5 protein-coding genes, 2 tRNA genes and 3 rRNA genes are annotated in these 13,146 nt (G+C 59.8%); all 10 read right to left on the reverse strand.

Going from position 1 to position 13,146, the window contains the following annotated elements; genetic code table 11:
• Positions 1 to 49: 49 nt before the first annotated feature.
• The 10 genes from rrf to B2J86_RS16425 all read right to left on the reverse strand — a co-directional run bounded on the left by rrf (position 50) and on the right by B2J86_RS16425 (position 13,133).
• Positions 50 to 162 (reverse strand): 5S ribosomal RNA (gene rrf, locus B2J86_RS16380).
• A 123-nt stretch (positions 163 to 285) separates the two neighbouring features.
• Positions 286 to 3,165 (reverse strand): 23S ribosomal RNA (locus B2J86_RS16385).
• Between the two features lie 360 nt (positions 3,166 to 3,525).
• Positions 3,526 to 3,601, reverse strand: a tRNA-Ala gene (locus tag B2J86_RS16390).
• Between the two features lie 39 nt (positions 3,602 to 3,640).
• Positions 3,641 to 3,717 (reverse strand) — tRNA-Ile (locus B2J86_RS16395).
• A 107-nt stretch (positions 3,718 to 3,824) separates the two neighbouring features.
• A 16S ribosomal RNA gene (locus B2J86_RS16400) occupies positions 3,825 to 5,359 on the reverse strand.
• Together the 16S, 23S and 5S rRNA genes with 2 tRNA genes alongside form the textbook arrangement of a ribosomal RNA operon.
• Positions 5,360 to 5,865: 506 nt before the next feature.
• Positions 5,866 to 6,855: a glutathione synthase gene (gene gshB, locus B2J86_RS16405; RefSeq protein ID WP_173026145.1), complete on the reverse strand. Its 990-nt coding sequence runs from the start codon at positions 6,853 to 6,855 to the stop codon at positions 5,866 to 5,868.
• Between the two features lie 80 nt (positions 6,856 to 6,935).
• The gene (locus tag B2J86_RS16410) at positions 6,936 to 8,120 is read right to left on the reverse strand and encodes a benzoate/H(+) symporter BenE family transporter (protein WP_173026146.1); all 1,185 of its coding nucleotides are present in this window, start codon (positions 8,118 to 8,120) and stop codon (positions 6,936 to 6,938) included.
• 131 nt (positions 8,121 to 8,251) lie between these two features.
• Positions 8,252 to 10,120, reverse strand: coding sequence for a potassium transporter Kup (locus B2J86_RS16415; RefSeq protein WP_371736589.1), 1,869 nt, complete (start codon positions 10,118 to 10,120; stop codon positions 8,252 to 8,254).
• Between the two features lie 157 nt (positions 10,121 to 10,277).
• On the reverse strand, positions 10,278 to 11,573 hold the full coding sequence (gene gshA / locus B2J86_RS16420; RefSeq protein WP_169169934.1) for a glutamate--cysteine ligase: 1,296 nt from the start codon (positions 11,571 to 11,573) through the stop codon (positions 10,278 to 10,280).
• Between the two features lie 93 nt (positions 11,574 to 11,666).
• Positions 11,667 to 13,133 (reverse strand): TrkH family potassium uptake protein, encoded by a 1,467-nt coding sequence (locus tag B2J86_RS16425; protein WP_173026148.1) that lies wholly within the window; start codon positions 13,131 to 13,133, stop codon positions 11,667 to 11,669.
• Between the last annotated feature and the right edge of the window lie 13 nt (positions 13,134 to 13,146).

Here is a 13,146-nt window from a genome sequence, read left to right on the forward strand (position 1 = left end):
GCAGAAACGCCCCCCTCATTGCTGAGGGGGGCGCGACTGGGCTGTAAGAGCCTGACGATGACCTACTTTCACACGGGAACCCGCACTATCATCGGCGCGAAGTCGTTTCACTGTCCTGTTCGGGATGGGAAGGAGTGGGACCGACTTGCTATGGTCATCAGGCATAACTGGGTGCCTGGCTGATCTTTGGATCAACCGGGCGAATTCATAGAGTTTGGAATCAGCTTGTTTTATTTGACTGCGTCAACTTGGCATAACGACCTTGATCGATTTGATCAAAGTTATAGGGTCAAGCCGCACGAGCAATTAGTACTGGTTAGCTTAATGCATTGCTGCACTTCCACACCCAGCCTATCAACGTCCTGGTCTTGAACGACTCTTTAGGGGGGTCAAGCCCCCGGCAGATCTCATCTTGAAACGAGTTTCCCGCTTAGATGCTTTCAGCGGTTATCTCTTCCACACTTAGCTACTCGGCAATGCCACTGGCGTGACAACCGATACACCAGAGGTGTGTCCACTCCGGTCCTCTCGTACTAGGAGCAGGCTTCCTCAAATCTGCAGCGCCCACGGAAGATAGGGACCAAACTGTCTCACGACGTTTTAAACCCAGCTCACGTACCTCTTTAAATGGCGAACAGCCATACCCTTGGGACCGGCTACAGCCCCAGGATGAGATGAGCCGACATCGAGGTGCCAAACACCGCCGTCGATATGAACTCTTGGGCGGTATCAGCCTGTTATCCCCAGAGTACCTTTTATCCGTTGAGCGATGGCCCTTCCATACAGAACCACCGGATCACTATGTCCTGCTTTCGCATCTGCTCGACTTGTCAGTCTCGCAGTTAAGCACGCTTATGCCATTGCACTATCGTCACGATGTCCGACCGTAACTAGCGTACCTTCGAACTCCTCCGTTACGCTTTGGGAGGAGACCGCCCCAGTCAAACTGCCTACCATGCACTGTCCCCGATCCCGATAAGGGACCTGGGTTAGAACCTCAAACACACCAGGGTGGTATTTCAACGTTGGCTCCATGTGATCTAGCGACCACACTTCAAAGCCTCCCACCTATCCTACACAGATCTGTTCAAAGTCCAATACAAAGCTACAGTAAAGGTTCATGGGGTCTTTCCGTCTTTCCGCGGGGAGATTGCATCATCACAAACATTTCAACTTCGCTGAGTCTCTGGAGGAGACAGTGTGGCCATCGTTACGCCATTCGTGCAGGTCGGAACTTACCCGACAAGGAATTTCGCTACCTTAGGACCGTTATAGTTACGGCCGCCGTTTACTGGGACTTCAATCAAGAGCTTGCACCCCATCATTTAATCTTCCAGCACCGGGCAGGCGTCACACCCTATACGTCCACTTTCGTGTTTGCAGAGTGCTGTGTTTTTATTAAACAGTCGCAGCCACCGATTTTTTGCAACCCCTTTGGGCTCCCTTTGTTCAAGTTCACCTACTTGGGGCATACCTTCTCCCGAAGTTACGGTATCAATTTGCCGAGTTCCTTCTCCAGAGTTCTCTCAAGCGCCTTAGAATACTCATCTCGCGCACCAGTGTCGGTTTGCGGTACGGTCGTCAATAGCTGAAGCTTAGTGGCTTTTCCTGGAAGCAGGGTATCACTCACTTCGTCTGCAAGCAGACTCGTTATCACCCCTCATCTTAGCCCGGCGGATTTGCCTACCGGGCACGACTACAGGCTTGAACCAACATATCCAACAGTTGGCTGAGCTAACCTTCTCCGTCCCCACATCGCACTATTGATCGGTACAGGAATATTGACCTGTTTCCCATCAGCTACGCATCTCTGCCTCGCCTTAGGGGCCGACTCACTCTACGCCGATGAACGTTGCGTAGAAAACCTTGCGCTTACGGCGAGGGGGCTTTTCACCCCCTTTAACGCTACTCATGTCAGCATTCGCACTTCTGATACCTCCAGCATCCATTACCAGACACCTTCACAGGCCTACAGAACGCTCTCCTACCACGTGCAATAAATTGCACATCCGCAGCTTCGGTAACTGGCTTAGCCCCGTTACATCTTCCGCGCAGGACGACTCGATCAGTGAGCTATTACGCTTTCTTTAAATGATGGCTGCTTCTAAGCCAACATCCTGACTGTTTTAGCCTTCCCACTTCGTTTCCCACTTAGCCAATTTTAGGGACCTTAGCTGGCGGTCTGGGTTGTTTCCCTCTTGAGTCCGGACGTTAGCACCCGGTGCTCTGTCTCCCAAGCTGTACTCGTCGGTATTCGGAGTTTGCATAGGTTTGGTAAGTCGCCATGACCCCCTAGCCTAAACAGTGCTCTACCCCCGACGGTAATACTTGAGGCACTACCTAAATAGTTTTCGGAGAGAACCAGCTATTTCCAAGTTTGTTTAGCCTTTCGCCCCTATCCACAGCTCATCCCCTAGTTTTGCAACACTAGTGGGTTCGGACCTCCAGTACCTGTTACGGCACCTTCATCCTGGCCATGGATAGATCACTTGGTTTCGGGTCTACACCCAGCGACTATGTTCGCCCTATTCGGACTCGATTTCTCTACGGCTTCCCTATTCGGTTAACCTTGCCACTGAATGTAAGTCGCTGACCCATTATACAAAAGGTACGCAGTCACCCCTTGCGAGGCTCCTACTTTTTGTAAGCATGCGGTTTCAGGATCTATTTCACTCCCCTCCCGGGGTTCTTTTCGCCTTTCCCTCACGGTACTGGTTCACTATCGGTCGATGATGAGTATTTAGCCTTGGAGGATGGTCCCCCCATATTCAGACAGGATTTCTCGTGTCCCGCCCTACTTGTCTGCAGCCTAGTACCACATGTCGGTTTTCGCATACAGGGCTATCACCTGCTATGGCCGGGCTTTCCATCCCATTTTGCTAACCGTCGTGCTATCACTGCAAGGCTTGTCCGATTTCGCTCGCCACTACTTTCGGAATCTCGGTTGATGTCTTTTCCTCGAGCTACTGAGATGTTTCAGTTCACCCGGTTCGCCTCGCAACCCTATGTATTCAGGTTGCGATACCCCGAAGGGTGGGTTTCCCCATTCAGAAATCTCCGGATCAAAGCTTATTTGCCAGCTCCCCGAAGCTTATCGCAGGCTATCACGTCTTTCGTCGCCTATCATCGCCAAGGCATCCACCACATGCTCTTAGTCACTTGACCCTATAACTTTGACGTCTCTTAACGAAACATCTCCATTTTCTTTCAAGGACTTGCCAGGTCTTTCACCCGGCGCGTTATGCCGTAATCAACTACGGCTCTTTCGAGCCTTCATCGTATTACTTTTGAATTTCAAAGCTAGTTTGAATATTCGTTTTGACGCAATCAAAAATTCTTGTTGCTGATGGCACGGTCTGCACTAAACCTTTACGAATGTGCAGTTTCCATCAGCAACGCTGATTCGACTCTATGAATTTTTAAAGAACAGCCGATTGATCGATTGATATCGATCAACATCAAAGCAGCCTTTTGCAAAGCTGCTTTGGTGTTGATTCACCGCCCTTGCGGGCGCATCGTGTTGGTTGGTGGAGGATGACGGGATCGAACCGACGACCCCCTGCTTGCAAAGCAGGTGCTCTCCCAGCTGAGCTAATCCCCCAGGAATCGCATTGTCGTGTCGCCCCTGGACTGCAGCACTTGGTGGGTCTGGGTGGTCTCGAACCACCGACCCCCGCCTTATCAAGACGGTGCTCTAACCAACTGAGCTACAGACCCAAGCCGGCCACTGCCGTCGACAGGCACTTATCGCACCCGCCGCTTTGCAGCGACTTCTTCCAACAACCGATAAGTGTGGGCGTTCAAATTGAATTGCAGTTTTCCAGAAAGGAGGTGATCCAGCCGCACCTTCCGATACGGCTACCTTGTTACGACTTCACCCCAGTCACGAACCCTGCCGTGGTAATCGCCCTCCTTGCGGTTAGGCTAACTACTTCTGGCAGAACCCGCTCCCATGGTGTGACGGGCGGTGTGTACAAGACCCGGGAACGTATTCACCGTGACATTCTGATCCACGATTACTAGCGATTCCGACTTCACGCAGTCGAGTTGCAGACTGCGATCCGGACTACGACTGGCTTTATGGGATTAGCTCCCCCTCGCGGGTTGGCAACCCTTTGTACCAGCCATTGTATGACGTGTGTAGCCCCACCTATAAGGGCCATGAGGACTTGACGTCATCCCCACCTTCCTCCGGTTTGTCACCGGCAGTCCCATTAGAGTGCCCAACTGAATGTAGCAACTAATGGCAAGGGTTGCGCTCGTTGCGGGACTTAACCCAACATCTCACGACACGAGCTGACGACAGCCATGCAGCACCTGTGTTATGGCTCTCTTTCGAGCACAATCGCGTCTCTGCGATCTTCCATACATGTCAAAGGTGGGTAAGGTTTTTCGCGTTGCATCGAATTAAACCACATCATCCACCGCTTGTGCGGGTCCCCGTCAATTCCTTTGAGTTTTAACCTTGCGGCCGTACTCCCCAGGCGGTCAACTTCACGCGTTAGCTTCGTTACTGAGAAAGTGAATTCCCAACAACCAGTTGACATCGTTTAGGGCGTGGACTACCAGGGTATCTAATCCTGTTTGCTCCCCACGCTTTCGTGCATGAGCGTCAGTGCAGGCCCAGGGGATTGCCTTCGCCATCGGTGTTCCTCCGCATATCTACGCATTTCACTGCTACACGCGGAATTCCATCCCCCTCTGCCGCACTCCAGCTATGCAGTCACTAATGCAGTTCCCAGGTTGAGCCCGGGGATTTCACATCTGTCTTACATAACCGCCTGCGCACGCTTTACGCCCAGTAATTCCGATTAACGCTTGCACCCTACGTATTACCGCGGCTGCTGGCACGTAGTTAGCCGGTGCTTATTCTTACGGTACCGTCATGGGCCCTCTTTATTAGAGAAGACCTTTTCGTTCCGTACAAAAGCAGTTTACAACCCGAAGGCCTTCATCCTGCACGCGGCATGGCTGGATCAGGCTTTCGCCCATTGTCCAAAATTCCCCACTGCTGCCTCCCGTAGGAGTCTGGGCCGTGTCTCAGTCCCAGTGTGGCTGGTCGTCCTCTCAGACCAGCTACAGATCGTCGGCTTGGTAAGCTTTTATCCCACCAACTACCTAATCTGCCATCGGCCGCTCCGTCCGCGCAAGGCCCTTGCGGGTCCCCTGCTTTCATCCGTAGATCGTATGCGGTATTAGCACAGCTTTCGCTGCGTTATCCCCCACGATCGGGCACGTTCCGATGTATTACTCACCCGTTCGCCACTCGTCAGCATCCGAAGACCTGTTACCGTTCGACTTGCATGTGTAAGGCATGCCGCCAGCGTTCAATCTGAGCCAGGATCAAACTCTACAGTTCGATCTTGTGTTTTTTGCCCCTTGCGGGGCCACTCAAAAAATCAAGAATTGAAGTGAACTTCACTTCTTTACTCTCATGAGCGTTTAAAGTCTTGCGACTTGAGTTCCAAAGAACTTGGCAATCGCCTTCAAACGCCCACGCTTATCGGCTGTATATTTTTAAGGTTCCTGGCAGATCCGTCAGACCGGAGTCTTTCTTTTCTGCCGACTTAGCCGCGATCAGCTGAGCCTTGAATTATAACAGGGTTTTTAATCCCCTGTCAACATTGTGGTTATTAACCACTCTGTCTTTCCCGCCTTCCAGAAGAGCTGCTTGGCAGCACCTCCGTTGAGCGAAGCCTTGAATTATATACCGGGTTTTCACCGGCTTTTCTCAAAACTTGAAGATTTTTTCTCGCCGCTTGCAGCAAGATCGCTTTTCACGCCAGAACCCGGGCTCTTCAACCCCCGGGTCCGGCTGGCACGCAACTTCTTTAAAAAAGAACTTCCGTGCAGCGAAGCCCGCAACTATAGCACCGGTTTGGAGGAGCGGGCAAGATTTTCGAGGTTTTTTGTGCCCACTGCCGCTTCGAGCGCATCCATGAACAACGCAGGCACATCGCATCCGGTCTGCTGCTGGATCTCCTGGAAGCAGGTGGGGCTGGTGACGTTGATCTCGGTGACGCAGTCGCCAATCACATCCACCCCCGCCAGCAGCAAGCCGCGCTCTTGGAGGACAGGGCCGAGGGCGTTGGCGATCTCCATGTCACGTGCCGACAGGGGCCGCGCCACCCCCTTGCCGCCCGCCGCCAGGTTGCCGCGCACTTCGCTGCCCTGGGGAATGCGCGCCAAGCAATAGGGGACTGGCTTGCCGCCAATGACCAGGACGCGCTTGTCACCGTCCACGATCTCCGGCAGGAATTTCTGCACCATCAGGCTTTGCGTACCGCCCCGGTTGAGTGTTTCGGTGATGCTGCCGAGGTTCAGGCCATCGGGCCCCACGCGAAAGATGCCCATGCCGCCCATGCCATCGAGTGGTTTCAGGATGATGTCGCGGTGCTCGGCATGAAAACGCTGGATGTCGCGCGCGTCGCGTGTGACCAGCGTGGGGCCAATGAACTGCGGGAACTCCATGATGGCGAGCTTTTCCGGGTGGTCGCGCAGGGCGCGCGGCCGGTTGAAGACCCGTGCACCGTCGCGCTCGGCTTGTTCGAGCAGGTGCGTGGCATAGAAATACTCGCTATCAAACGGGGGGTCCTTGCGCATCAGCACCGCGTCGAACGACGCCAGTGCAGCGGCGCGCTCTTGTTCTACGGTGAACCAGGCCTCTTCGTCTCCGGTCAGCGTGACGTCGCGCACATGGGCCTGCACCAGGCCGCCGCGCTCCCACATCACGTCCTGCGGCTGGCAAGCGGCAATGCGGTGGCCGCGGCGCTGCGCCTCGCGCATCATGGAAAAGGTGGTGTCTTTGTAGATCTGGAAGGCTTCCAGCGGATCGGCGATGAACAACAGTTTCATGGATGGGCAAAAAATGGATCGAAGGGAAGCCCTGGTGCGCTGACCGGGGGCAGTTGCAGGGCCCGTGCGGCGCTTTCGCGCTAGCGCGGAGCCGGCCGACGCGCGTACTGTTGCACAAACAGCGCAAGGCTGCCGGCCGCCACACCCCAGAAGGCCGAACCGACACCGGCGATGGCCACGCCGCTGAGCGTGACCAGGAACGTGATCAGCGCGGCCTCGCGGTGCGGCTCGTCGCGCAGGGCGACGGACAGGCCGTTGCCGATGGTGCCCAGCAGCGCCAGGCCCGCGATGGCCACGACCAGCTCGTTCGGGAAGGCGGTGAGCAGCCCCGTGATGACCGCGCCAAAGATGCCGACCACTATATAGAGAGCGCCGCAGGACGCGGCCGCCGTGTAGCGCTTGCTGCGGTCTTCGTGCGCCTCCGGGCCCATGCAGATGGCGGCGGTGATGGCGCTGAAGTTGAGCGCGAAGGCGCCGAACGGCGCCAGCACCAGCGTGGCCACGCCCGTGAGCGTGATGAGCCGGGAGATCGGCAGCGTGTAACCCGACGCCCGGATGACGGCAACACCGGGCAGGTTCTGCGAGGCCATGGTGACCACGAACAGCGGCAGCGCCAGGCTGACCAGGGCGCTCCAGCTGAATTCGGGGGCCGTGAACTGCGGCATGGCCAGTTCCAGCGACACGGCCGACCAAGCCATCTGCCCGCGCAAGGCGGCATAGGCGATGGCCACGGCCAGCGTGAGCACCACGGCGTAGCGCGGCCACAGGCGGCGCGCGACCAGGTAAGTGCCCAGCATCAGCAGCACCAGCGGCAGGGCCGTCTGGGCGGCCGCGAAGGCCTGCAGGCCAAAGCGCGCCAGCACGCCTGCCAGCAGAGCGGCAGCGATCTCCATGGGGATGCGGTTCATCACGCGCTCGAACCAGCCTGTGGCGCCGGCCGCGGTGATCAGGGCGGCGCACACCATGAAGGCACCGACGGCCTCGGCCATGCTGAAGCCTCCGGCGAGTCCCGCCGTGGCCAGCACCGCGGCGCCGGGCGTGGACCAGGCCACCATGACCGGCTTGCGCAGCCACAGCGAGGGCACGAGCGAGCACAGGCCCATGCCCAGGCCCAGCGCCCACATCCACGAAGTGATTTGCGCCGGCGTGGCGTGGAACGCCTGCGCCGCCTGGAACACGATGGCCACCGAACTGGTGAAGCCCACCAGCACGGCCACAAAGCCGGCCGTGAAGGCCGAAAGGCTCAAGTCTTTGAAAAAATGCATGGTGGCCGATTCTGGCACCGCCCGGCACACCCCGACCGCCGCCGCTTTTTCACTATGCAATCCATAGCTGCAGGCGCTTTATCTATAAGGGCTGGCGGCGGAAAACACCCAAAATCTGCGCTGTCCGGGCATCAGATCTCGATCTTGGAGCCCAGTTCCACCACGGCGTTGTTGGGCAGGTGCAGAAAGTCGGCCGCGCCGCTGGCGTTGTGGTGCATTTGGGCAAACAGCTTCTCGCGCCACGGCGCCATGCCCGTGCCCACGGTGGGAATGACCGTGTCGCGCGAGAGGAAGTAGCTGGTGCCCATGGGCTCGAGCTCACAGCCGCGCCCGCGCAACAGGGCCAGCGCGCGCGGCAGGTCGGGGTCGTCCATGAAGCCATAGTGGACGACCACCTGCCAGCAGTTGTGGCCCAGCGCCTGTAGCTGCACGCGCGCATCGCCCTCGACCCAGGGCACCTCGTGGTTGTGCACCGTGACGAACAGGTTTTGCGCATGCAGCACCTTGTTGTGCTTGAGGTTGTGCAGCAGCGCGTTGGGTACGGTGCCCCGCTCGGCGGTCAGGAACACGGCGGTGCCGTCCACGCGCACCGGCGGGCTGACGAACACCGACTCCAAAAACTCGGACAGGCCCAGGGCATCGCTGGCGAAGGCGGCGCGCATCAGGCGGCGCCCGTCCTCCCAGGTTTTCATCAGAATGAAGATGGCGCTGGCGATGACCAGCGGGAACCAGCCGCCCTCGAACAGCTTGAGCAGATTCGAAGCCCAGAACGCGAAGTCCACGACAAAGAAGAAAGCCGTGGCACCCAGGCTCAACGCCAGGGGCAGGCGCCAGGCGTTGCGGATGACGAAGAAGGTGAGGATGGTGGTGATCAGCATGTCGGTCGTCACGGCGATGCCGTAGGCCGAGGCCAGCGCGCTCGACGACTTGAACATGACGACCGCCATCGCGATCATGGCGAACAGGGCCCAGTTGACGAAGGGCAGATAAATCTGGCCGGCCTCCTTGACGCTGGTGTGCAGCACGCGCAAGCGCGGCAGGTAGCCCAGCTGGATGACCTGCTTGGTCACGCTGAAAGCGCCCGAGATCAGCGCCTGCGAAGCGATCACGGCAGCCACGGTGGCCAGCAGCACCATGGGCACCAGGGCCCACTCGGGGGCCATCATGAAAAACGGGTTCTTGACGGCCTCGGGACGCTTGAGCAGCAGCGCACCCTGGCCGAAGTAATTCAGCGTGAGTGCCGGCATGACGACGGCAAACCAGGTCACACGGATCGGGCGCCGCCCGAAGTGTCCCATGTCGGCATACAGCGCCTCGGCGCCGGTCACGCACAGCACCACGGCGCCCAGAATAATGAAGGTGATGCCCGGGTGCTCGTAGATGAAGCGCAGCGCATAGTGCGGGCTGATGGCCCACAGGATGCGCGGGTTGTCGGCAATGTTGTACAGGCCGAGCGCGGAGATGGCGACGAACCACAGCACCATCACCGGCCCGAAAAAGCGCCCGATGCTCGCGCTGCCGCGCTTTTGCACCATGAACAGCAACAGCAGAATGACCAGGGTGAGCGGGACCACGTATTGCTTGAACGTGGGCGAGATGACCTCCAGCCCCTCGACCGCCCCGAGCACCGTGATGGCCGGGGTGATGACACCATCGCCATAGAACAGGCAGGTGCCGAAGATGCCCACCAGCAGCAGCCATTTGCGCAGCCGCGGCTGGTGTTTGACGGTCTGCGATGCCAGCGCCAGCATCGCCACCAGGCCGCCCTCGCCATGGTTGTCGGCGCGCAGCACCAGCACCACGTACTTGAGCGAGACGATGACGGTGAGCGTCCAGAAGAAGATGGACAAGATTCCGTGCACGTTGTCGGACGTGAACGGCACATGGCCCGAGCCAAACACCTCCTTGACGGAGTACAGCACGCTGGTGCCGATGTCGCCGTAGACGACACCGATGGCGCCCAGCATCAGCACACCCAGGGAGGATTTAGAGTTTTCCACTGCCATTTCCGCTGCGCACCGACCGGTCTGGGCGCTGGCGGGGCTCTGTTATTGGGGGTTGCCATTGTGCCCGTTGGCCCGGACGCACGGGCGCGGGCCTTTTCACAATGTTGCAGCGCAACAACTGGCGGTGCGCCGGACGCCGGCGCCGCCCGCTTCAGTCGTAGACCTCGGCGTCGGGGTCGGTGGCTTCGAGCTCGTAGCTGGCGGCCAGCATGGCCAGGCGCGCGATCACGCCATACATATAGAAGCGGTTGGGCGCGCTGGCGCCAGGGCGCGCGCCCAGCTGCGGCATGTGGGTGCTGTGGTCAAAGGCCAGCGGCACAAAGCTCGCGCCCGGTGCGTTGAGGTTTTCGTCCACGCCGCGGTCGGCATGCATGCGGTAGAAGCCGCCGACGACGTAGCGGTCCATCATGTAGACCACGGGCTCGGCCACGGCTTCGTGCACGCGCTCGCGTGTCAGCACGCCCTCCTGGATGATGAGGTCGTGCACGGGCTGGCCGTCCTTGATGACGGCCATCTTGTTCTTCGACTTGCGGTTGAGCGTCTGCAGTTCCTTGGCGTCGTGCACCGTCATGATGCCCATGCCATAGGTGCCGTTGTCGGCCTTGACGATGGCGAACGGCTTTTCGTTGATGCCGTATTCCTTGTACTTGCGCCGCACCTTGGACAGCAGCGCGTCGACCTGGGTCTGCAGGTTCTCCAGCCCCGTGTCCTCGGTGAAATCGATCTCGCCGCACTTGCCAAACAGGGGGTTGATGAGCCAGGGGTCGATGCCCAGCAGCTTGCCAAAGCGCTTGGCCACCTCTTCGTAGCTGCGGAAATGGTTGCTCTTGCGGCGCACGCTCCAGCCCGCGTGCAGCGGCGGCAGCAGGTACTGTTCGTGCAGGTCTTCGAGGATGCCGGGCGGCCCGGCCGACAGGTCGTTGTTGAGCAAGATGGTGCAGGGGTCGAAGTTCTTCAGCCCCAGGCGGCCCCTATTGCGCTGCACCGGCTCGAGCGTCACGCTCTCGCCCGTGGGCAGCTCGATGACGGTGGTTTTCTTGACCTCGGGGCTGATCGAGCCCACGCGCACATTGAGCCCAGCCATGTTGAAGATGCGCTGCAGCTGCACCACGTTGCTCAGGTAGAAGCTGTTGCGCGTGTGGTTTTCGGGAATGATCAGCAGGTTGCGCGCCTCGGGGCAGATCTTCTCGATGGCCGCCATCGCGGCCTGCACGGCCAGCGGCAGCATCTCCTGGGTGAGGTTGTTCCAGCCGCCCGGAAACAGGTTGGTGTCCACAGGCGCGAGCTTGAAGCCGGCGTTGCGGATGTCCACCGAGGTATAGAACGGCGGCGTGTGCTCCATCCACTCGAGCCGGAACCAGCGCTCGGTGGCCGGCATGGAGTCGATGATGCGCTGCTCTAGCTCGTTGATGGGCCCGGTGAGGGCCGTGATGAGGTGCGGAACCATGGGAAGGCCTTCTAAGACGTTAGCAGCGATTGTAGGGAGTCGCCCTGCCCGCTGGCGTTCCCGGCAGGGCCGCCAGCGGGCGGCGCGCGCCGCTCAGCGGCGCCAGAATGCGGGCGTCAGCAAGGCCATGAAGCTCAGGATTTCCAGGCGTCCGAGCAGCATGCCCAGCGTGCACACCCAGGTCTGGAAGTCGGTGAGCAGCGCGTAGTTCGACGCGGGGCCGATGCTTCCCAGGCCTGGCCCGGTGCAGTTGACGCTGGCCAGCACGGCACTGAAGGCGGTCAGTGGGTCGAGGTCGGTCAGCATCAGCGCCATGCTGAGCACGACGACCGTGCCGCCATAGACCAGCATGAAGGCCATGACCGAGAAGATCATGCGCGACTCGACCACCGCGCCGCCCAGGCGCACCGGCTGCACCGCGTTCGGGTGCACTAGGCGCGTGAGCTCGCGCCGCGCCTGCTTGAGCAGGATCAGCATGCGCACCATCTTGATGCCGCCGCCCGTGGAGCCGGCGCTGGTCGCCACGCCCGAGAGCATCAGCATGAAGACCGGCGCAAACACCGGCCAGGCCAGGTAGTCCACCGTGGAAAAACCCGTGGTCGTGGCCACCGAGACCACATGGAACACGCCGTAGCGCAGCGCGTCGAGCGGGCCATACACGCCCTTGGCCCAGAGCAGCACGGCCACCAGCAGCCCGCCGCCGAGCAGCGCCACACAGGTAGCGCGCATTTCCGGGTCGCGCCAGAAGCCGCGCCAGTGGCCCTTGCGCAGCGCGACAAAGTAGAGCGCGAAGTTGCAGCTGGCCAGCAGCATGAACACCAGTGCAATGCCTTCGAGCAGCGGCGACTGGAAGAAGGCAAAGCTCGCGTCGTGCGACGACAACCCGCCCAGGCTCACCGTGGAAAACATGTGCATCAGTGCGTCCAGCGGCGCCATGCCACCGGCCCAGTAGGCCAGCGCGCAGAGCACGGAAAACAGCGCGTACACGCCCCACAGGCCCTTGGCCGTCTCGGTCATGCGCGGCGTCAGCTTGGTGTCCTTGACCGGGCCCGCGGCCTCGGCCTTGAACAGCTGCGCGCCGCCCACGCCCAGCAGCGGCAGCACCGCCACGGCCAAAATCAGGATGCCCATGCCGCCGATCCACTGCATGAAGGTGCGCCACACGTTCACCGAGACCGGCAGCGTGTCGAGCTGCGAGAGCACGGTCGCGCCCGTGGTGGTCAGGCCCGACACCGCCTCGAAGTAGGCGTGGGTGAACGACAGCGGCCGCCCCACCTGGTGGCAGGCCAGCATCAGCGGCAGCATGGCAAACAGCGGCAGCAGCGCCCACACCAGCGACACCAGCATGACCCCATGGCGCGGCTGCAGCTCGCGCTTGTAGCGGCGCAGCCCCACCACCAGGCTGGCGCCCACCAGCAGCGTGACCCCCATGGCCACGGGGTACACCTGCCAGACGCCGTCCTGCGCAAACCAGGACACCGCCAGCGGCACGCCCATGGAGAGCGCAAACAGCATCGTGAGCATGCCCAGCACGCGCAGGACGGGAAGAAGGTCGATCATGGCCGGGCGCCGT

Source organism: Acidovorax sp. SRB_14 (assembly GCF_012932145.1).
Lineage (GTDB): Bacteria > Pseudomonadota > Gammaproteobacteria > Burkholderiales > Burkholderiaceae_C > Simplicispira.

What these genes read in the sequence shown, in the direction of transcription:
- B2J86_RS16425 (WP_173026148.1), bottom strand. Translation starts at nt 13,133, where the DNA reads ATGATCGACCTTCTTCCCGTCCTGCGCGTGCTGGGCATGCTCACGATG.
- B2J86_RS16410 (WP_173026146.1), bottom strand. Translation starts at nt 8,120, where the DNA reads ATGCATTTTTTCAAAGACTTGAGCCTTTCGGCCTTCACGGCCGGCTTT.
- gshB (WP_173026145.1), bottom strand. Translation starts at nt 6,855, where the DNA reads ATGAAACTGTTGTTCATCGCCGATCCGCTGGAAGCCTTCCAGATCTAC.
- gshA (WP_169169934.1), bottom strand. Translation starts at nt 11,573, where the DNA reads ATGGTTCCGCACCTCATCACGGCCCTCACCGGGCCCATCAACGAGCTA.